Genomic DNA, 20,359 nt, shown 5'->3' with positions numbered 1-20,359 from the left:
GCACCACCGAGCCTCACGTCTGTCCGAGAGCCGTACAGCCGCACACACCGCCGTCCCGTCGGGAGGGCAAGGGGGACACCACTCATGAGTCCAGTAGTGATCGCCGTCATCGGAATCGTCGTACTTGTCGTGCTCCTGGCGCTCGCCGTGATCACGCGCTACAAGGTCGCGGGGCCCAGTCAGGCCTTCATCATCACGGGCCGCCGCGGCAAGAAGTCCACCGACCCGGTGACCGGCCGCACCAGCATCGACAACAGCGGGCAGAAGGTCGTCGTCGGGGGCGGCGTCTTCGTCGTGCCGTTCGTCCAGCAGAAGTTCACCCTGGACCTCTCCAGCCGGCACATCCCCGTCGCCGTACGCGGCGCGGTCACCCTGCGCGGCGTGAAGTCCAACCTCGAAGGCGTCGCGATCGTCAAGGTCGGCGGCAGCGAGGACGCGATCCGCGCGGCGGCACAGCGATTCCTTCAGCAGCAGAACGGCATCGTCGGCTTCACCCAGGAAGTGCTGTCCGGGGCCCTGCGCGCCATCGTCGGCCGCATGTCCGTCGAGGACATCATCCGCGACCGGGCCGCGTTCGCCGGGCAGGTCGCCGAGGAGGCCGAGGCCAGCCTCTCCGGCCAGGGCCTCATCCTGGACGCCTTCCAGATCCAGGACATCACCACCGAGGGCTCCTACCTCGAGGACCTCGGCCGGCCCGAGGCCGCCCGCGCCAAGCAGGAGGCCGACATCGCCGAGGCCATCGCCCGGCGCGCGTCCGAGCAGGCACGGCTGAAGGCGGCCGAGGAGATCGCCATCGCCGAGCGGACGTTCTACCTCAAGCAGGCCGAGATCAAGGCGGAGACCGAAGCCGCCGCCGCCAAGGCCAACGCGGCCGGCCCCCTCGCCGAGGCGGCCCGTCAGCAGGAAGTCCTCACCGAGCAGGAGAAGGTCGCCGAGCGCCAGGCGGCCCTGACCGACCGCGAGCTCGACACCAAGGTCCGCAAGCCCGCGGACGCCGCCCGCTACCAGGCCGAGCAGGAGGCGGAGGCCCGTCGTATCGCCCAGGTCAAGGAGGCCGAGGCCGACGCGGAGCGCTCCCGCCTCACCGGCCAGGGCGAGAAGCTCCACCGCTCCGCCCTCGCCGACGCCGTGCGCATCGAGGGCGAGTCCGAGGCCGCCGCCATCGCCGCGAAGGGTGCCGCGGAGGCCGAGGCCATGCAGAAGAAGGCCGACGCGTTCAAGCAGTACGGCGACGCGGCCGTCCTCCAGATGCTGGTCGAGGTGCTCCCGCAGGTCGTCGCCAAGGCCTCCGAGCCGCTGAGCGCCATCGACAAGATGACGGTCATCTCGACGGACGGTGCCAGCCAGTTGTCCCGCACGGTGACCGACAACGTGGCCCAGGGCCTGGAGCTCCTCAACTCCACCACGGGCGTCGACCTCGGCGCGCTGCTGAAGAACCTTCAGACCAGGACGGGCGGCACCACTCCCGCCGTCCCCGCCCCGGCGGCCAACGGCGAGAAGATCGAGATCAAGGACTGATCACGCGTCCCCGTCGCACGGACAGGAGGCCGGCCCTTCCGGGCCGGCCTCCTGTGTCCGCACGTGGAGCACCTGCTCACCGTGCGCTGCCGATGGCGGCCCCTGAGCGTGCGGGCCACCCGGTCCGGTCGTCAGCCCCGTCGCCGTCCTGCGAACACCATGGCTTCGGAACTCCACCACCGCACCGTCCTGCGTGTACTGCCACCCGGCGGGCATCCCTGCCGGGTGCCCCGGTCGCTTGACCACGAGGACGACGCTAATCCGGAAGACAGCGTATGTCTACCTTCACCACGACAGATTTTCTGTCCGACCCGATGACGCACTTCTGCTGCCGCTGCTGTTCGAATTCTCAAACGGAACGTGCGCCGGAGTAGTAGAAACCGCCCGAGCGGGCACGCGTCCTGTTCAGACAACGAGTGGTACGACCGATCACAGGTGGGGTGTACGCGTATGACACGGACGACGATCCCCGACACCTCGACACCCTCCACGCGGACCGTGGAGGGCGACAGCACCGACAGCATCCACTGGGCCCGCAAGGCCGCCCGCGCGTTCACCGACCGTCTGTCCCCGGCGCCGGACCCGGCTCTGGCCGACACCCTCGTGCTCGTGGTCTCCGAACTGGCCACGAACGCGCTGCGCCACGGCGGCGGCCGGTTCACCCTCCGGCTCTCCGCCGGGCCCGGCACGGTGACCGCCGCGGTCAGCGACCCCAGCCCGGCTCCCCCGCACCCGCGGGCCCCGGACCTGGACGGCGCCACCGGTGGCTTCGGGTGGCACATGGTCCGCCGCCTCACCCAGGCCCTGACCGTCACGCCCGGCCCGGGATCCGGCAAGACGGTCCGCGCCCAGTTCGCTCGGTAGCACCGCCTCCCGCTCCCACGGCGAGCGTCCCGGCCTCCGTACGGCGTCCTCCCGGCGCCGCCGGAAGCACCCACATGGGCGGTTTGCGCGGCCCGATAGGGTAATGGGCGACTAAAGAGATCATCAAAAGCGTCGCCCTGCCGCCACGCGCTCCCCGGGAGGAAGCCATGGGAACCCACCGCACGTCGCTGCCAGGAGTCGGCGTCCAGTACGACTACACCACCGAATCCGGCCAGCACATCTCCGTGGTCGTGCATCACGACGGGCGGCGTTTCCTGGGGTTCTACCAGAAGGACGACCCAGATTCGTGCCTGCTCTCCGTGCCCCTGACGACCACAGAGGCCACCGGGCTCGCGCACCTCATCGACGCCGCGCCCATCGACGCCGTACGGACCGAGGGGATCGATCTGGTCACCGAGCACATCCCGCTCGGCACCCGTTCCCCGTACGGCGGGCGGCTGCTCGGGGACACCCGGGCGCGGACGCGGACGGGGGCCTCGATCGTGGCCGTGCTGCGCACGCACAGCGCGCACCCGTCACCCGGTCCGGACTTCCGGCTGGCCATCGGGGACACGCTCGTCGTTGTAGGAACGCGTGAGGGCGTCGACACGCTCTCCGAGATCATTGCGGAGGGCTGACCGTGCACGACACGACTGCACTGCTGGTGGAGCTGGGCTCCGTCATTCTGGGGCTCGGCATCATCGGCAGGTTCGCCGGGCGGATAGGGCTCTCTCCGATCCCCCTCTACCTGCTGGCCGGTCTCGCGTTCGGGGAGGGCGGTCTGCTGCCGCTCGGCGCCAGTGAGGAGTTCACCGCCATCGGGGCGGAGATCGGCGTCATCCTCCTGCTGCTCCTGCTCGGGCTGGAGTACAGCGCGTCCGAGCTCGTCACCAGCCTCAAGACGCAATACCCGTCCGGGGCAGTCGACTTCGTGCTCAACGCGACACCCGGCGCGATCGCGGGCCTGATGCTCGGGTGGGGGCCCGTGGGGGCCGTCGCGCTCGCCGGGGTCACCTGGATCTCCTCGTCCGGGGTGATCGCCAAGGTCATGACCGACATGGGCCGGCTCGGTAACCGCGAGACGCCCGTCATCCTCGGTGTCCTCGTCATCGAGGACCTGGCCATGGCCGTCTACCTGCCGCTGCTCACCGCGATGCTGGCCGGTGTCGGTCTGGCGGGCGGCAGCATCGCCCTGCTGATCGCGCTCGGCACCGTCGGTTTCGTGCTGTACCTGGCGCTGCGTCACGGCCGGCTCATCAGCCGCGCGGTGTCCTCCGACAACCCGGAGATGCTGCTGCTCGTCGTCCTCGGGCTCACCGTCCTGGTGGCCGGGGTGGCCCAGCAGCTCCAGGTGTCCGCGGCCGTCGGCGCGTTCCTCGTGGGCATCGCCCTCTCCGGCGAGGTCGCGGAGGGCGCGCGCAAGCTGCTGACGCCGCTGCGGGACCTGTTCGCCGCCGTGTTCTTCGTGTTCTTCGGGCTGTCCACCGACCCCGCGGAGATCCCGCCGGTGCTGCTCCCGGCGGCGCTGCTGGCGATCGTCACGGTCTTCACGAAGATCGGCACCGGCTGGTACGCGTCCCGGCGGGCCGGGATCGGGCCGCGGGGCCGCTGGCGCGCGGGCGGCACGCTCGTCGCGCGCGGGGAGTTCTCCATCGTCATCGCCGGTCTGGCCGTGGCGACGGAACCGCGGATCGGACCCATCGCGACCGCGTACGTGCTGATCCTGGTGATCGTCGGCCCCCTCACCGCCCGGTGGACGGAGCCGATCGCGTCGAAGCTCCAGGCGGTGCTGGCGGGCAAGGGGAAGAAGCCGGCCGTCGTGGACGACCGGCCGATGCCCTCGCACGACGACCTGACGCCGGAGCACGCCGGGCGCGACTCCGACTGAGGAGCCGCTCCCGGAGGGTCAGAGCGGGGTGGCCGCGTGGAGGATGCCGACGAGCGTCACCGTCGCGTTGAGCGACGACAGCGCCGAGACAGCCGTCCCCACCGTCGCGGTCACCGCCGCCACGGCCAGGTGGGCCGAGGCCGGGGGCCACAGCCCGGCCGAGGGTTCCGGGTCGAGCAGCGCCGCCACTCTGCGCGGCACGGGGCCGGCCGCCGCCGCGAAGCCGGGGAGGACGGCGGGCCCCGGCTCACGGTTCGCGAACAGGGCCGCCTTGCCCACCGCCGTGGCGACGGCCCGGCGGCTGCCGACCGCGTAGGCCGCTTCCTCGTCCGCCCAGCGTTCGGTGCTGTACGCCACCGCCGTGCGCAGCGGCAGGAGGAACGGATTGGCCCGCGCCGCCAGTTGTGTCGCCAGCAGATAGCGGTGGTGGCCGCCGGTCAGGTGGGCGCGTTCATGGGCGACCAGCGCACGTCGTTCGTGGGGGTCCAGGCACTCCATCATCGCGGTGGAGACGACGACCTGTCCGACGTGACCACGCCCGCGCCCTCCCGGGAGGGCGTACGCGAACGGGTCGGGGGACGGGATGACGGCGAGGTCCCCGGTGTCGCCGCTCCCCGCCGTCGGCCGCAGCGCGTGGGCGGCGCGGATCCGGGCCCTGGTGTGCCGCAGCAGGGTGCTGCCGCAGGCCGCCAGCACCGCCCCCAGGACACCGATCGCGATCAGGCCCGCCTTCTCCTCGTAGGGCACCGCGGCGCGCACCTCCGGGTCCGACCAGCCGTCGGGCAGCGGATTGCCGGGGAGCTGGGCCGTGCCCACCACCATGAGCAGGGCCAGACACAGCGTGCTGCACAGAGCCAGGGTCGAACCCGTGACGGCCAGCAGGCGGGTGGCGCTCCTGGGGTGCAGATGCTGTTCGGCGAGGCGCGCCATGGGCAGTGCGGTCAGCGGCAGGACGAGTGGCAGGTAGACGAAGACGCCCATCGTGGTGGCTCTCAGCCTTCCGGAGCTGCGGAATCGTCGGTGTCGCCGGGGTCGTCCGGGCCGTGGTCGAGGCCGGGCCGGCCTTCGTCGGGGTCCTCGGCCGCGCGGGAGAGCAGCTCGCGGAGCCTGGCCTCGTCGCCCGGGGACAGCGCGGAGACGAACCGGGCGAGGACGGCCTCCCTGTCCCGTTCGCCGTCCAGGACGCGGCGCATGCGCAGGGCGGCGAGTCCCGCCTCGTCGGAGGCCGGGGTCCAGACGTAGGAACGGCCCTGCCGGGTGCGGGTCACGGCCTTCTTCGCGTAGAGGCGGGAGAGGATCGTGATGACCGTGGTGTAGGCGAGGTCGCCGTCGAGGTGCTCCTGCACCCAGCCGGCCGTCGCCGGGCCGCCCGCCGAGCTCAACACGGTCAGGACCTGGGACTCCAGCTGTCCCTGGGCGCGCCTGGGCAGCCGGGGTCCCTCCCGGGTGCCGCCGTCGTCCGTACCTGTGGTCCTGTTCATCCGCCGCATCCTACTGAGTGGCCGATTACCGCCCCGTCCGCCGCCGTGCGGCCGTTGTCCCGCCCCTAGTGCTTCTACACGGCTGTAGAGTTCGACCGTTCACCGCATCACAGGCAACGCGACACATGGAGACGTCATGGCCCTTTGGGATCGGATCAAGGAATCCGCGTCGACGATGCAGACGCAGCTGGAGGCGAAGAAGAACGACCTGAAGAGCGGGGCGTTCCGGGACGCGAGCATGGCCATGTGCGCCCTGGTCTCCGCCGCCGACGGTTCCATCGACCCGTCCGAGCGGCAGCGCGTCGCCACACTGATCGCCACCAACGACGTGCTGCAGAACTTCCCCGCGGACGATCTCCAGCGCCGGTTCAACGACTACGTGAACAAGCTGACCGCGGACTTCGCCTTCGGCAAGGTCAGCGTGCTCCAGGAGATCGCCAAGGCGAAGAAGAAGCCCGCCGAGGCGCGTGCCGTCATCCAGATCGGCATCGTGATCGGCGGTGCGGACGGCGACTTCGACAAGTCGGAGCAGGCCGTCGTGCGCGAGGCGTGCTTCGCACTGGACCTGCCGCCGCACGAGTTCGACCTGTAGGACCGTGACACGGGTGCGGCCCCACGCCGACGGGCCGCACCCGCACCGGGTCAGAGCTCCTTCGCCGGCCAGTCGAGCAACTGGGCGCCGATCACCGCCGTCTGCAGCGTGTAGCGGTGCATCGGGTCGGACGGATCGGATCCGGTCAGCTGGTGTATCCGCTCCAGCCGGTACGTCAGCGCGCGCACGCTGAGCGACAGCCGGCGGGCCGTCTCGGCGGCGACGCAGCCCGCGTCGAAGTACACGGACAGCGTCCGCAGCAGTGACTCCGCGCCGCCCCGCGCCTCCTTGAGCGGGCCGAGCTCGCTGCGCACCAGATCGGCCATCGCCTGCCGGTCCCTCGTCAGCACCGGGTAGACCAACAGGTCGGCGGCGTACAGGACGGGGTCGTCGAGCCGCATCCGCTGTGCCAGGTCGAGGGCTTCGAGCGCCTCGTCGTAGGAGTGGACCACCCCGCCTGGGCCGCGGTGCGGGCGGCCGACCGCGACCTGGTGGCCGTCCGTCGCGGCGTGCGCCTGCTTGGCGAAGTACCTCAGGACGTCCGGCTGACTGCCGGGGGCTATGCAGACGAGGCGCCCGTCCTTCGTCGTGAGCAGGATCTTCCGACCGCTGAAGCGCGCGAGCAGCGCCGCCTCCACACTCCGCGGCACGGCGTCCGACTCGGTGTACGCCTCGGGTCCCGCCGCAACCGCGACGGCGTGCGCCCGCGAGAGCCGCAGCCCGAACCGGGTGGCGCGCTCCGCGAGTCTGCCCAGGTCGCTGCGCCCGTACAGCAGGTCGTCGATGAACTCCCGCCGTGCCGCCTCCTCGCGCCGCACGGTGAGGCGCTGCGCCCGCTCGAAGCCCTCCGCGAAGGCGTCGACCGCCTGTTCCACGGCGCCCAGCACGGAATCGGTGGACGACGAGCGCGCCGCACCGTCCGACCAGACGGCGCGGGTCTCCGAGAGATGGAGCCGCACGAGCGCCCGCAGCTGGTGTCCCGCCTCGGCGGCCTCACGGCCGAGGGCGCGCCGCGTCTCCAGTTCGTCCCGGGTGAGCCGGCGGCCGGTGTCCGCGACCTCGGACAGAATTCCGGCATACCCCTCCAGGAATCGCTCGGGAATCTCGGGCTCCGCCACGGCGCACTCCTCCGTACATGAACAACTCTGTCCTCCCGTCAACGCGCGGGCGCGGGTGCCGGTGCCCGGCAGGCGGGACCGGTGAAGGCTGCCGGATTCCGGCAATGCGCCCGGGGCGCCCCGGCTGGCACGATCGGTCCAGCAACACACGGGGGAAGTACGGGGGAAGCACGGGGGAAGCAACCGGTTGCTGCGGCGCCGTTCGCGGTGTCGCGGCACCGGCACCCCTGCCACCCGCGTCCCCGGGGCGTACGGGAGCAGTTGGGACGGGGGGCAGGACCGATGACCGAGTTTCTTTCCGCGGCCACCACCTTTCCGGCCGTCGTCCTCGGCGCCGCCCTGGTGGTCGTCGTCTGCTTCTGGCTGCTGGTGCTGGCCGGTGCGGCCGGGGCCGACTCCTTCGACACCGACCTCGACACCGAAGCTGCCGGCTTCGGCGGGGTGCCGGTCTCCGTGTCGGTGTCGCTCGTCGTCGTCCTCTCCTGGTTCACCTGCCTGGCCGGTTCCGTCCTGGTGCTCCGCAGCGGAGTCACCGGCACCGCGCGGGCGTTGCTCCACCTCGCCGTCCTGGCGGGGGCACTTCTGATCGCCTGGGGGGTGGTCCGCATGCTGGTACACCGATTCCGCCGGTTCTTCCCCGCGGAACCTCCTCCATCCCTGCAGGACTTCGTGGGTCAGGTCTGCACGGTCCGCACGGGATCCGTCAGCGCCGACTTCGGCCAGGCCGAGGTCGCGGCAGCCGACGGTTCGACCGCGATCGTGCAGGTACGGCAGCCGCCGGCGCCGTCCGCACCGGGTGCGGTGCTCACCTCCGGCAGCACGGGGCTCCTCTACGCGTACGACGCCGACGGCGAGTTCTTCTGGGTCTCGCCGTACGACGCGGCGCTCGCCCCGCACCCCCTGCCGCGCAAGGCCGTCTGACCCTCCTTCCCCTTCTCCGGGCCCCGGGCCCGTGGTTCCGCGTGCCGTCACACGGGCGCGCGCCTTCAACTTCGTACGTCCCACCAGCCGTCAAGGACTGTCATGGATGCCATCTCCTGGGGCATCGGCGTGCTCGTCGCCGTTGTCCTGCTCATCACCGTCGCTCTGCTCCTCGTCATCACCCGCCTCTTCCGCAAGGTCGAGCAGGGGAAGGCGCTGATCATCTCCAAGACCAAGAAGGTCGACGTCACCTTCACCGGCGCCGTGGTCCTGCCGGTACTGCACAAGGCCGAGACCATGGACATCTCGGTGAAGACCATCGAGATCCGCCGGACCGGGCGTGAGGGCCTGATCTGCCAGGACAACATCCGCGCCGACATCCACATCACGTTCTTCGTCCGCGTCAACAAGACCGTCGAGGACGTCATCAAGGTCGCGCAGGCCATCGGCACGGAGCGGGCGAGCGACAAGATCGCCATCCAGGAGTTCTTCGCCGCGAAGTTCTCCGAAGCGCTCAAGACCGTGGGCAAGCAGCTCGACTTCGTCGACCTGTACACCAAGCGTGAGGAGTTCCGGGACCGGATCATCCGGGTCATCGGGACGGACCTGAACGGCTACCACCTCGACGACGCCGCGATCGACTTCCTCGAGCAGACGCCGATGGCGCAGCTCGACGGTGCCAACATCCTGGACGCGCAGGGTATCCGGAAGATCACCGAACTGACGGCGATCGAGCACGTGCGGACCAACGAGTTCCAGCGCACCGAGCAGAAGGAGATCACCCGGCAGGACGTCGACGCCCGGGAGACCATCCTGGAGCTGGAGCGCCGGCAGGCCGAGGCCGAGATCAAGCAGCGGCGCGAGGTCGAGACGCTGCGTGCCCGCGAGGAGTCGGCCACCGCACGGGTGCAGGAGGAGGAGCGGCTCGGTGCGCAGAGCGCGTTCCTCCGCACCGAGGAGCAGCTCGGCGTCCAGCGGGAGAACCAGGCCCGCGAGGTCGCCGTCGCGCAGAAGAACCGTGAGCGCGTCATCGCTGTGGAGAACGAGCGCATCGAGAAGGACCGGCTGCTGGAGGTCATCGGGCGCGAGCGGGAGACCGAGCTGAACCGGATCGCCGCGACGAAGGAGGTCGAGGCGGAGCGCCGTGAGGTCGCGGACGTGATCCGGGAGCGGATCGCGGTGGACCGCACGGTCGCCGAGCAGGAGGAGTCGATCCTGACGCTGCGGTCCGTCGAGGAGTCGGAGCGCACCCGCAGGTCCGTGATCATCGCCGCTGAGGCGGAGGCCCAGGAGAAGCTGGTCAAGGACATCAAGGCGGCGGAGGCCGCGGAGGCGGCGGCGGTCCACCTGGCGGCCGAGCAGCTGACACTCGCGGACGCGCGGCTGAAGACGGCCGACCTCGACGCGCAGGCGAAGCTGCGGCTCGCCGAGGGCATCCAGGCCGAGAACGCGGCGGCCGGGCTCGCGGAGGTCCAGGTCCGTGAGGCCGAGGCCGAGGTCACCGAGAAGGCCGGTCTCGCGGAGGCGCAGGCCACCGAGGCACGGCTGCGGGCCGAGGCGGAGGGGGCGCGTCTGAAGGCCCTGGCGGTCGCGGAGGGCACGCAGGCGCAGGCGTCCGCGGACGCGGCGGTGATCGGCGAGAAGCTGAAGGCGGAGGCGGAGGGGCTCACCGAGAAGGCCGCGGCTATGGCGGCGCTCGACGAGGCCTCGCGGGAGCACGAGGAGTACCGGCTGCGGCTGGACGCGGAGAAGGAGATCCGTCTCGCGGAGTTCGAGGTCCGGCGCCAGGTCGCGGAGGCACAGGCGACCGTGCTGGCGACGGGACTGGAGAACGCGGACATCGACATCGTCGGGGGCGACTCCGTCTTCTTCGACCGGCTGGTGTCCTCGGTCTCCCTGGGCCGGAGCGTGGACGGCTTCGTGGACAACTCGAAGACCGTGCAGGCGCTGGCCGGGCCCTGGCTCGACGGCCGGGGGACGTTCACGGACGACCTGACCCGGGTCCTGGGGTCCCTGTCCTCCGGGGACGTGCAGAACCTGACGGTGTCCGCCCTGCTCACACGTCTGATGGGGGCGCCGGGAGCGGCCTCGGGCCAGGTGAAGCAGCTGCTCGCCGCGGCGGAGGAGCTGGGACTGGCGGGGATGAGCGTCTCGTCGCTGACGGGAGCACCCTCGGCGAACGGGACGGCCCCGGCGCCGCCCGCACACAACGGGGCTGCCGCCGTGTAGGAGCAGGGCCCGCCCGGCGGCCTGGGCACCCGCTGTCCACGGCCGCCGAAGGGCCGGGGCCGGGGCCCGGGGGGCCCGGCCGGGGAAGAGGGCCGCCGATGCCGGGCGGCCCGGCTCGATGGACGTCATCTCGTAGGGAGCAGTGCGCATGGACCGCGACATCACCTTCACCGATGCCGATGCGGATGCCTACGAGGTGCTCCGGCGCAGGCTCCGGGAGCAGGCGGACGAGCTGGTCCGGCGGGCCGAGGCGCTCGACGCGCGGCGGACCGAGGAGTTCGGCTCCGCCGGGCTGCACCTGCTCGCCACCGAGCAGGTGGCCACGGAGCACGCCTCGGTGGCCCGCGATCTCGTCCCCGTGGGCGGGCGCCTGCTGTTCGGCTACGAGCGCGGCCCCGGCGCGCGCGGGGAGGCGGGCGTCGGTGACGTCCTCGTCCTGCGTGAGCCCGGCCTGGAGGAGTCGGAAGCGGGCCTGCTGGACGACGAGGCCTTCGTACGCGAGTTCGCCGGCCTGCACCGCTACTACCGTGACGCCCGGCTGCTCCGGCTGCGGCGCGTCAACGGCCGTCTGCTCGCCGTGTTCCGCACCGGGGAGACCGCCGAGGACATCCGCGTCCTCCGCTGGGCGCTCGGCCCGGACGGTGCGCCCGGGGCGTTCCTGGACGCCCGGGGCGAGCGCGACCACGTCTTCCCGCCCTCGCACGACTTCGAGTGGACGCCGGTGGGCCGGGACGCCCACAGGCCCGGCCGGCACCCGCACATCGCCGTCCTGGACACGGTCTTCGTGGACACGCTGGGCGGCACCCTGACCGTCAAGACGGCCGACGACACCGAGTCCCCCGACGGCATCCACGAGGAGCCCGTCGACGAGCCGCTGCAGTCGCTGGCGGACGCCGCCGTCGAGTACGCCGTGGCGGGCCCCCTGATCCTGCTGCGGGTGCGCCCGTACAAGGAGGAGGCCTGGCGGCACCTGGTCTTCAACACCCTGCTGTCCACCGTGCTGCGGCTCGACGCGATCGGCCCGTCCTGCCTCCTGCTGCCCGAGGACCAGGGGATCATCTTCCCCGGCGGCTACTACCTCACCACCGGCAGGACCAAGACATTCGACACCGCGGGGGAGTTCGGCGACCCCGTCCTCGAGGGCACCGTCCGTTCGCCCAACGGTGAGGACATGCTCCACGTCTTCCGGTCCCGGGACGACAACCGCACCCTGCTCCTCCCCTACAACCTGATCCGTCAGGAGGTCGCCACCCCGCTGCTCGGCCGGGGTCACGCCCTCCTCGACGACGGCACCCTGTTCCTGCTGAAGGACGGTGCCGACGGCCCGGCGCGGGTGCACCACCTGCAGCGCTGGCAGACCCCCTACGTCTCCGACACCTACGCCGCCTCCCGTCCCCCCGGCACGGGCCCGATCGCCCGGACCGGCAATGCCGACCTGGTGCGCGGTATCTCCGACTGCCTGGCCCTGGCACACGGCGTACGGGACATGACCCCGACGACCGCGGTGTACGGCAGGCTCGTCGCCGACTGCACCCGCGCGGGGGACCGTTACCACTGGCTCGCCGACCCCGCACTGGGCTCGCTCGCCGAGCCGCTGGAGGACCTGGGAGCCACCGCCCGCCAGGTCCTGGCCGAGTTCGAGACCGTCCAGGAGCTGACCGGACAGGCCGCCGCCGCACTCGACGAGGCGGCCACCGGGCTCACCGCGCTGGTCCGCCGCATCCGGGGTGACGCCCCGCGCTCGGCCGCCGCGTGGGTCGACGGACTCACCGAACTGCGCAGGTCCCACGGACGCCTGGCGACCCTGGCCGACATGCGGTACGCCGACACCGACCGCATCGCCGCGCTCCGCGAGGAGACCGGACGCGAACTGGAGACGGCCGCACAGCGGGCGGTCGCCTTCCTCGCCGGCGAGGACGCGTTCGCCGGGTACCACGAGGACCTCGGGCGGATCACCGCGGCGGCCGGCGAGCCGGCGACCGTGGCCGAGGCCACGGCGGCCGGGGACCGGCTGGCGGAGATCACGGACGGCCTGAGGACGGTCACGGACGTCGTAGCCGGGCTGGACATGGGCGACGCCACCGTCCGTACGTCGGTCCTGGAGCGGATCGCCGAGGTCCTGGGCGGCGCCAACCGCGCCCGGGCGACGCTCGACGCCCGGCGCAGGGAGCTGGTGGCCCGGGAGGGGCAGGCCGAGTTCGCCGCGGAGTTCGCCCTGCTCGGGCAGGCCGTCACGGGAGCGCTCGCCTCGGCGGACTCCCCCGACTCCTGCGACGAGCAGCTGGCCCGGGTCCTGCTCCAGCTGGAGAACCTGGAGTCGCGCTTCGCCGAGTCCGGCGACTTCCTGGTGCGGCTCGCCGAGCGCCGTACGGAGGTGTACGAGGCGTTCTCGGGCCGGAAGCAGACGCTGCAGGACGCCCGTGCCGGACGCGCCGAGCGGCTCGCGGAGTCCGCGGTCCGGGTCCTGGAGACGGTCTCGCGACGGCTGGCCGGGCTGGAGGACCTGGACGCCGTCCACACGTACTTCGCCTCCGACCCCATGGTCGCCAAGGTCCGCCGCACCGCCGAGGAGCTGCGCTCGCTCGGCGACCCGGTGCGCGCCGACGAGCTGGACGGCCGGCTGAAGGCCGCCCGGCAGGAGGCGGGTCGCGTCCTGCGCGACCGGGCCGACCTGTACGCGGACGGCGGTTCGGCGATCCGGCTGGGCCGCCACCGGTTCGCGGTGGACAGCAAGCCGTTCGACCTCACCCTGGTCCCGTCCGGGGACGGGACAGCCTTCGCGCTCACCGGCACGGACTACCGGGCTCCGGTCACCGACCCGGAGTTCGCGGCGACCCGTGACCACTGGGACCAGCTGCTGCCCTCGGAGACGCCGGAGGTCTACCGCGCCGAGCACCTGGCCGCCCGGCTCCTCGACGAGCACGGCGCGGACGCGCTCGCCGGCGCGGATCTCCCGGTGCTCGTGCGGGAGGCGGCAGCGGCGGCGTACGACGAGGGCCATCAGCGGGGCGTCCACGACGAGGACGCCCTCGCCGTCCTGACCGTCCTGCTGCGGCTGCTCGCCGGGGCGGGCCTGCTGCGCTTCCCGTCCTCGGTCCGCGCGGCGGCCCAGCTCTTCTGGGCGCACGAGACCGACGAGGAGCTGCGGACGTCCTGGACACGGCAGGCCGCCTCGCTGGCGCGCGCCCGGGACACCTTCGGCCTCGCTCCCGCCATCGCCACGCTCCAGACGGAGTGGGCGACGGTGATGGGGGCGCCGCACGAGGTCGCCGCATACCTCTTCGAGGAGCTGGCGGGCGGCCCCGCCGGGTTCGTCACGAGCGCCTCGGCCCGCACCCTGCTGGACAAGTTCCGCCGCGCGGTCGGCACTGCGGCGTACGACGAGGACCTGGCCGCACTCTCCGGGGACCTCCCGGCCCGGCGCGGGCTGGTGGAGGGCTGGCTCGGCTCGTACGCCACCGCGAGCGGCTCGGACGTGGACGCGGGGGACCTCGCGGAGGCGGTCGCCGTGGAGCTGTGCCCGGAGCTGGAGCGGTACGACTGCGACGCGCCGCTCACCGCGACCGTGGAGGGACTCCTCGGTGACCACCCACGCGTGGAACGGGGACGGCTGCCGGTCCGGCTCGACGAACTGCTCGCGCGCACGGCCGCCTTCCGCGCCCGCACCGTGCCGTCCTTCCGCGCCTACCAGCGACTGCGCACCACCCTGGTCGCGGCGGAACGCTCCCGGCTGCGCCTGGACTCCCTCCGGCCGCGCGCCATGGCGGCGTTCGTCCGCAACCGGCTGCTGGACGAGGTGTACCTCCCGCTCATCGGCGACAGTCTGGCCAAGCAGCTGGGCACCGCCGACGCGGACCGGCGCACCGACTCGCAGGGCCTGCTGCTCCTCATGTCGCCGCCCGGCTACGGCAAGACGACCCTCGTGGAGTACGTCGCGGAACGGCTGGGGATGGTCCTGGTCAAGGTCAGCGGGCCGAATCTCGGCCATGAGGTGACGTCCCTCGACCCGGCGCTGGCTCCCGGCGCGACCGCGCGCCAGGAGATCGAGAAGATCAACTTCGCGTTCGAGGCGGGCGCCAACACGCTCCTGTACCTGGACGACATCCAGCACACCTCGCCCGAGCTGCTCCAGAAGTTCATTCCGCTCTGCGACGCCACCCGCAGCGTCGAAGGGGTGTGGGACGGGCAGCCCCGCAGCTACGACCTGCGGGGCAAGCGGTTCGCCGTGGTGATGGCGGGCAATCCGTACACCGAGTCCGGCGCCAGGTTCCGGATTCCGGACATGCTCGCCAACCGGGCGGACGTCTGGAATCTCGGCGACGTCCTGAGCGGCCGGGACGAGGTGTTCGCCCTGAGCTTCGTGGAGAACGCCCTGACCGCCAACCCCGTGCTCGCCCCGCTCGCCGCCCGCTCCCGGGGCGACCTGGACCTGCTCGTGCGCCTCGCCTCGGGGAGCGTTCCCGCCGCGGGCGCCGGACAGCTGGAGCACCCGTACGCGCCGGCCGAACTGGACCGGATCCTCTCCGTGCTGCGTCATCTGCTGACCGCCAGGGAGACCGTGCTCGCGGTGAACGCGGCGTACATCGCGTCGGCCGGACAGTCGGACGCCGGCCGCACCGAGCCGCCGTTCCGCCTGCAGGGCTCCTACCGCGACATGAACAAGATCGCGCAGCGGATCGTGCCCGTGATGAACGACGACGAGCTCGCCGCCGTCATCGACGACCACTACGCGGGTGAGGCCCAGACGCTCACCACGGGCGCAGAGTCGAACCTGCTGAAACTGGCCGAGCTCAGGGGCACGCTGACCCCGGCCATGGCGGAGCGTCGGCAGGCGGTCACCTCCGCCTACGTGCGCGCCCAGGCCCTCGGCGGTCCGGAGGGCGATCCCACGTCGCGCGCCGTCGGCGCGCTCGGGTTGCTGGCGGACCGGATCGCGGCGGTCGAGGCCGCCATCGAGCGGGCAGCGGGCCCCCGCCCGGACACGGGTCCACGTCCCCGTCACTCGATGATCACCGACACGCCCGACTGAACCGGAGGCGGCAAGGCATGCTGGGTTCCGTGTCAACACTTCCTCAACAGCCCCAACACCCCGCGAGCAGAGGCCACATGGTGGTCTGCGGCGACGACACCCTCGCCCGCAGGCTCGCCGTCGAACTGCGTTACGTCTACGGGGAGCGGGTGACGCTCCTCGTCCCGCCGGGACGCGACACCCGCAGGCCGGAGCTCCCGCTGACCCAACGGGCGCGCGCGGGGGCGCTGTTCGGCAGGATGTCGGCGGCGATGAGCCGCAACGGCGGTGGCGGGGACGGCGACACGAACGCCGGGGTCGAGGCCGTCCGCATCATGGAGGCGCACGAGCCCTCCGACGACGTGCTGGAGGAGGCCGGCGTCGACCGGGCCGCCGCGCTCGCGCTCGTCTACGACGACGACGAGCTGAACATACGGGCGGCCCTGACGGCACGTCGGCTCAATCCCCGTCTGCGCCTCGTCATCCGGCTCTACAACCGCAAGCTCGGCCAGCACCTGGAGGCGCTCCTCGACCAGGCGGCCGCCGTCTCCCTGCCCGGGCTCGACCCCGCCGCGACGGACGCCTCCACCACCGTCCTGTCCGACGCCGACACCGCGGCCCCCGCGCTGGCCGCCACCGCGCTGACCGGGAGCAGCAAGGTGATCCAGGCCGAGGGCCTGCTCCTGCGCGCCGTCGAACGCACCCCGCCCCGGCCTGGCGAACTCGCGGACCCCGGACTGTGCACGCTGGCCCTGCTCTCCTCCACCAGCCAGGACCCGGCCGGCGCCGAGGGCTCCGACAGCAGCGGCGACGAGGGCCCCCAGCTGCTGCCCGACCGGGCGACGGTGAACGCCGCCACGGGCCGGGGCACCATCGTCCTGGAGGCCATCAGCCAGTCGGGGCCCGACCGGGCGCCGGCCCGGATGGGAGGCCGGGGCGCACCGCTCGGCACGGTCTTCTCGCGACGGCTGCGGTGGTCGGCCCTCGGTGTCGCCGCGGCCGTCGTCGCCCTGGCCGTCGCCTCGGTGATCACCACGGGCGACAGCCCGGTGCACGCCGCCTATCTGACGATGCTCGACCTGCTGGCGATGGGGGACCCCGCGGTCGAGGACACCGACACCGACTCCCGCCAGATCATCCAGCTGCTCTCCGGCATGGCCGGGCTCCTGCTGCTGCCACTGCTCGTCGCCGCCGTCCTGGAGGCCTTCGGCTCGCTCCGCAACGCCTCCTCGCTGCGCCGCCCGCCGCGCGGTCTTTCGGGCCACGTGGTGCTGCTGGGGCTGGGCAAGATCGGCACGCGGGTCCTGGTCCGGCTGCGTGAGCTGGACATCCCGGTGGTGGTGGTCGAGGAGGACCCGGAGGCGCGCGGCATCCCGCTGGCCCGCAGCCTGCACGTGCCCACGGTCCTGGGGGACGTGACCCAGGAGGGCGTGCTGGAGGCGGCCAAGATCCGCCGGGCCCGCGCACTGCTCGCGCTGACCAGCATCGACACCACGAATCTCGAAGCCGCGCTGTACGCCCGCTCCTTGAAACCGGACCTGCGGGTGGCACTGCGTCTGTACGACGACGAGTTCGCCACCGCCGTCTACCGCACCCTGCGCACGGCCCACCCGGGGGCCCTGACCCGTTCGCGCTCCGTGTCCCATCTGGCCGCACCGTCGTTCGCGGTCGCCATGATGGGCCGGCAGATCCTGGGAGCGGTCCCGGTGGAGCGCAAGGTGATGCTGTTCGCCGCCCTGGAGGTGTCGGGCCACCCCCAGCTGGAGGGCCGGACCGTCGACCAGGCGTTCCGGGCGGGTGCCTGGCGGGTCCTGGCCCTGGACGCCACCCCGCCCGCCGACCGGCTCCCGGACCTGGCCGCCGTGCCGCCGTACGACCCGCTCGACCCCGCCGGCCCGGGGGCCCCGGACCGTCCCTCCGGCCTGGTCTGGGACCTGCACCCGGGCTATGTGCTGCGACCGGAGGACCGGGTGGTGATCGCCGCGACCCGGCGCGGTCTGGCGGAGCTGCTGCGCGGGCAGCGCTCCGGGGCCCGCCGCTGAGCGGTGGCGACGGGCCGGGAGCGGTCCGGGAGAGGGGACAACGGTGGCGCCCCGGGGTGCGGGACCGGGGGCTGGGGCGCCGACGGCGGCCCGGGAGCCGGGGCCGTCAGCGGAACATCCCCATCGCCTCCCGCACCTCCATCAGGGTCGCCTCGGCCACGGCGTTCGCCCGCTCGTTCCCGGCGCGGAGCACGCCTCGCACGTACCCCATGTCCTGGGCGTACTCGGCCCGCCGGGCGCGGATCGGGGCCATCGCCGCGTTGACGGCCTCCGTCACCGTCCGCTTGAGGCCGGCGGCACCTCCGTTCCCGATCTCCTCGGCGACCGCGTGCGGGTCACGGTCCAGGCAGAGCGCCGCCAGCAGCACGAGGCTCGACACCCCCGGCCGCCGCTCGGGCTCGTAGGTGATGTGCCGTTCGGCGTCGGTGGTGGCGCCCTTGATCAGCCGGGCGGTCTCGTCCGCGTCGGCGCCGAGGGCGATGGAGTTGCCGCGGCTCTTACTCATCTTGGTGGCGTCGGTGCCGAGCAGCAGGGGCGCGGCCGAGAGGAGCGCGTCGGGTTCGGGGAAGACGTTCCCGTAGCGCTCGTTGAAGCGTCTGGCCACGGTACGGGTGATCTCCAGGTGCGGCAGCTGGTCCTGGCCGACGGGCACGAGGTTGCCCTTGCAGAACAGGATGTCGGCGGCCTGGTGCACCGGGTAGGTGTACATCAGCCCGCTGACGGCGGACTGCCGGGAGTGGGCGATCTCGTCCTTCACGGTGGGGTTGCGGCCCAGCTCGGCGACGGAGACGAGGGACAGGAACGGCAGCAGCAGCTGGTTGAGCGCCGGAACCGCGCTGTGGTTGAAGACCGTCGCGCGGGCGGGGTCGATCCCGATGGCGAGATAGTCCAGCAGCAGCCCCTCCACGTGCTCGGTGAGCCGCTCGGCGACGTCGCGGTCCGTGAGGACCTGGTAGTCGGCGATGAGCACGAAGACGTCCACACCGAGGTCCTGGAGACGTACCCGGTTGTGGAGGGTGCCGAAGTAGTGCCCGAGGTGCAGGGCTCCGGTGGGCCGGTCCCCGGTGAGGACGCGGAAGCGGCCGGGGTCGCCGGCCAGCTGCGCCTCCAGTTCGGCGCTGCGGCGCACGGCGGGGCTGACGGGCAGGTCGGTGGTCATGGTCACGGGGGTCTCCTCGCCGGTGGTGTACACGGGAAGGACGGCCCGCCGTGGGGCGCCGGGGCAACAGGAAGGGCCGTCCATGTCGAACGGCCCTGGTTCCGCGCAGATGAAGGTGGCCGCTCCTAGGAGGAGCGCCACCGGTTCCGGCACGGTACGGAGGTCATGGCGTCGAGTGTAGCGGGCACCGGTCTTCGGCGCCCGGGTCCGGCGCGGTGCCGCGGTGCGTGCCCCGAGCCGTGCACGCACGGGCAACGAGCGGTCACGCGATCGCTGTCGGACCGCGTTCCCGTCCACGTAGAACAGGGTGGGTGGCAGGTCACGCGGACCCTCCGGAGCGGACGGAATAGGTCGAGGGGGTTCTCCGTTGTAGGGTGTGTTCACATAGTTCAACGTTCAACCAATCTCGCTCAACGCTTTGGAGGCGGGCGCCATGCAGTTCGGGATCTTCACCGTCGGGGATGTCACCACCGACCCCACGACCGGTACGACACCGAGCGAGAACGAGCGGATCAAGGCGACCCTCGCGATCGCGCTCAAGGCCGAGGAAGTGGGCCTGGACGTCTTCGCGACCGGCGAGCACCACAACCCGCCGTTCGTCCCGTCCTCGCCGACGACCACGCTCGGCTACATCGCCGCCCGCACCGAGAACCTGATCCTCTCCACGTCCACCACGCTGATCACCACCAACGACCCGGTGAAGATCGCCGAGGACTACGCCACGCTCCAGCACCTGGCCGACGGCCGCGTCGACCTGATGATGGGCCGCGGCAACACCGGGCCGGTCTACCCCTGGTTCGGCAAGGACATCCGCCAGGGCATCCCGCTCGCGACCGAGAACTACGCGCTGCTCCACAAGCTGTGGCGCGAGGACGTCGTCGACTGGGAGGGGAAGTTCCGCACCCCGCTGCAGTCCTTCACCGCGACCCCGCGCCCGCTGGACGGCGTCCCGCCGTTCGTCTGGCACGGCTCCATCCGCTCCCCGGAGATCGCCGAGCAGGCCGCCTACTACGGCGACGGGTTCTTCCACAACAACATCTTCTGGCCCATGGAGCACACCAAGAAGATGGTCGCCCTCTACCGGCGCCGCTACGCCCACTACGGGCACGGCACCGCGGAGCAGGCCATCGTGGGCCTCGGCGGCCAGGTCTTCATGCGGAAGAACTCGCAGGACGCGGTACGGGAGTTCCGCCCGTACTTCGACAACGCGCCGGTCTACGGTCACGGGCCCTCGCTGGAGGACTTCACCCAGCAGACCCCGCTGACCGTCGGCTCCCCGCAGGAGGTCATCGAGCGGACGCTGTCCTTCCGTGAGGACGTCGGCGACTACCAGCGCCAGCTCTTCCTGATGGACCACGCGGGACTGCCGCTGAAGACGGTCCTGGAGCAGCTCGACATCCTGGGCGAGGAGGTCGTGCCCGTACTGCGCAAGGAGTTCGCCCGTCTGCGCCCGGCCGGAGTGCCGGACGCCCCCGTCCACCCGGCGGTCGCCGCCGCCCGTGCCGCCTCCGCCGCGGACCCGAAGGAGCTCTGAGCCAC

14 protein-coding genes are annotated in these 20,359 nt (G+C 72.3%); 10 read left to right on the top strand and 4 right to left on the bottom strand.

From position 1 onward, the window contains the following. The first annotated feature begins 84 nt into the window (after positions 1-84). The 4 genes from P8A20_RS18715 (at position 85) to P8A20_RS18700 (ending at position 4,270) form a co-directional block, all read left to right on the top strand. On the top strand, positions 85-1,518 hold the full coding sequence (locus tag P8A20_RS18715; protein ID WP_306103898.1) for a flotillin family protein: 1,434 nt from the start codon (positions 85-87) through the stop codon (positions 1,516-1,518). Between the two features lie 450 nt (positions 1,519-1,968). After that, positions 1,969-2,382 carry an ATP-binding protein gene (locus tag P8A20_RS18710; protein ID WP_147958672.1) on the top strand — a complete coding sequence of 138 codons (414 nt, stop codon included), beginning with the start codon at positions 1,969-1,971 and terminating at the stop codon, positions 2,380-2,382. Between the two features lie 167 nt (positions 2,383-2,549). Beyond that, on the top strand, positions 2,550-3,020 hold the full coding sequence (locus P8A20_RS18705) for a cation:proton antiporter regulatory subunit (RefSeq protein WP_147958671.1): 471 nt from the start codon (positions 2,550-2,552) through the stop codon (positions 3,018-3,020). 2 nt (positions 3,021-3,022) lie between these two features. Continuing rightward, complete coding sequence (locus tag P8A20_RS18700) at positions 3,023-4,270, top strand: cation:proton antiporter (protein WP_147958670.1); 1,248 nt, start codon at positions 3,023-3,025, stop codon at positions 4,268-4,270. Positions 4,271-4,288: 18 nt separating this feature from the next. Here P8A20_RS18700 and P8A20_RS18695 read toward each other — a convergent pair whose 3' ends face one another. After that, positions 4,289-5,251, bottom strand: coding sequence for a M56 family metallopeptidase (locus P8A20_RS18695; RefSeq protein ID WP_306103897.1), 963 nt, complete (start codon positions 5,249-5,251; stop codon positions 4,289-4,291). Between the two features lie 11 nt (positions 5,252-5,262). After that, complete coding sequence (locus tag P8A20_RS18690; RefSeq protein ID WP_306103896.1) at positions 5,263-5,751, bottom strand: BlaI/MecI/CopY family transcriptional regulator; 489 nt, start codon at positions 5,749-5,751, stop codon at positions 5,263-5,265. 136 nt (positions 5,752-5,887) lie between these two features. Between P8A20_RS18690 and P8A20_RS18685 the strand changes: the two genes are divergently transcribed. Then, positions 5,888-6,343 (top strand): tellurite resistance TerB family protein, encoded by a 456-nt coding sequence (locus P8A20_RS18685; RefSeq protein ID WP_147958667.1) that lies wholly within the window; start codon positions 5,888-5,890, stop codon positions 6,341-6,343. 50 nt (positions 6,344-6,393) lie between these two features. On the opposite strand, the gene P8A20_RS18680 is transcribed toward P8A20_RS18685, so the two are convergent. Next, positions 6,394-7,461, bottom strand: a complete 1,068-nt coding sequence (locus P8A20_RS18680; RefSeq protein ID WP_306103895.1) for a PucR family transcriptional regulator — start codon at positions 7,459-7,461, stop codon at positions 6,394-6,396. A 282-nt stretch (positions 7,462-7,743) separates the two neighbouring features. On the opposite strand from P8A20_RS18680, the gene P8A20_RS18675 reads away from it, so the two are divergent. The 4 genes from P8A20_RS18675 to P8A20_RS18660 all read left to right on the top strand — a co-directional run bounded on the left by P8A20_RS18675 (position 7,744) and on the right by P8A20_RS18660 (position 17,661). Beyond that, positions 7,744-8,382 carry a hypothetical protein gene (locus tag P8A20_RS18675; protein WP_147958665.1) on the top strand — a complete coding sequence of 213 codons (639 nt, stop codon included), beginning with the start codon at positions 7,744-7,746 and terminating at the stop codon, positions 8,380-8,382. Positions 8,383-8,484: 102 nt separating this feature from the next. Continuing rightward, complete coding sequence (locus P8A20_RS18670; RefSeq protein ID WP_147958664.1) at positions 8,485-10,611, top strand: flotillin family protein; 2,127 nt, start codon at positions 8,485-8,487, stop codon at positions 10,609-10,611. Between the two features lie 148 nt (positions 10,612-10,759). Further along, on the top strand, positions 10,760-15,640 hold the full coding sequence (locus P8A20_RS18665; RefSeq protein ID WP_306103894.1) for a DNA repair ATPase: 4,881 nt from the start codon (positions 10,760-10,762) through the stop codon (positions 15,638-15,640). Positions 15,641-15,657: 17 nt separating this feature from the next. After that, positions 15,658-17,661, top strand: a complete 2,004-nt coding sequence (locus P8A20_RS18660) for an NAD-binding protein (protein ID WP_306103893.1) — start codon at positions 15,658-15,660, stop codon at positions 17,659-17,661. Between the two features lie 106 nt (positions 17,662-17,767). Here P8A20_RS18660 and trpS read toward each other — a convergent pair whose 3' ends face one another. Beyond that, on the bottom strand, positions 17,768-18,820 hold the full coding sequence (gene trpS / locus P8A20_RS18655; protein WP_306105171.1) for a tryptophan--tRNA ligase: 1,053 nt from the start codon (positions 18,818-18,820) through the stop codon (positions 17,768-17,770). Positions 18,821-19,253: 433 nt separating this feature from the next. On the opposite strand from trpS, the gene P8A20_RS18650 reads away from it, so the two are divergent. Then, positions 19,254-20,354 carry an LLM class flavin-dependent oxidoreductase gene (locus P8A20_RS18650; protein ID WP_147958660.1) on the top strand — a complete coding sequence of 367 codons (1,101 nt, stop codon included), beginning with the start codon at positions 19,254-19,256 and terminating at the stop codon, positions 20,352-20,354. The last annotated feature ends 5 nt before the right edge of the window (positions 20,355-20,359 follow it).

The sequence above is a fragment of the Streptomyces sp. Alt3 genome (genome assembly GCF_030719215.1).
In the GTDB taxonomy this organism is placed as follows: Bacteria; Actinomycetota; Actinomycetes; order Streptomycetales; family Streptomycetaceae; genus Streptomyces; species Streptomyces glycanivorans.
Note: the sequence above shows the minus strand (reverse complement) of the source record. Positions and strands in the feature narration are given on the sequence as shown.

What these genes read in the sequence shown, in the direction of transcription:
- P8A20_RS18650 (WP_147958660.1), top strand. Translation starts at nt 19,254, where the DNA reads ATGCAGTTCGGGATCTTCACCGTCGGGGATGTCACCACCGACCCCACG.
- P8A20_RS18715 (WP_306103898.1), top strand. Translation starts at nt 85, where the DNA reads ATGAGTCCAGTAGTGATCGCCGTCATCGGAATCGTCGTACTTGTCGTG.
- P8A20_RS18685 (WP_147958667.1), top strand. Translation starts at nt 5,888, where the DNA reads ATGGCCCTTTGGGATCGGATCAAGGAATCCGCGTCGACGATGCAGACG.
- P8A20_RS18665 (WP_306103894.1), top strand. Translation starts at nt 10,760, where the DNA reads ATGGACCGCGACATCACCTTCACCGATGCCGATGCGGATGCCTACGAG.
- trpS (WP_306105171.1), bottom strand. Translation starts at nt 18,820, where the DNA reads ATGACCACCGACCTGCCCGTCAGCCCCGCCGTGCGCCGCAGCGCCGAA.
- P8A20_RS18710 (WP_147958672.1), top strand. Translation starts at nt 1,969, where the DNA reads ATGACACGGACGACGATCCCCGACACCTCGACACCCTCCACGCGGACC.
- P8A20_RS18705 (WP_147958671.1), top strand. Translation starts at nt 2,550, where the DNA reads ATGGGAACCCACCGCACGTCGCTGCCAGGAGTCGGCGTCCAGTACGAC.
- P8A20_RS18690 (WP_306103896.1), bottom strand. Translation starts at nt 5,751, where the DNA reads ATGAACAGGACCACAGGTACGGACGACGGCGGCACCCGGGAGGGACCC.
- P8A20_RS18695 (WP_306103897.1), bottom strand. Translation starts at nt 5,251, where the DNA reads ATGGGCGTCTTCGTCTACCTGCCACTCGTCCTGCCGCTGACCGCACTG.
- P8A20_RS18670 (WP_147958664.1), top strand. Translation starts at nt 8,485, where the DNA reads ATGGATGCCATCTCCTGGGGCATCGGCGTGCTCGTCGCCGTTGTCCTG.
- P8A20_RS18660 (WP_306103893.1), top strand. Translation starts at nt 15,658, where the DNA reads ATGCTGGGTTCCGTGTCAACACTTCCTCAACAGCCCCAACACCCCGCG.
- P8A20_RS18675 (WP_147958665.1), top strand. Translation starts at nt 7,744, where the DNA reads ATGACCGAGTTTCTTTCCGCGGCCACCACCTTTCCGGCCGTCGTCCTC.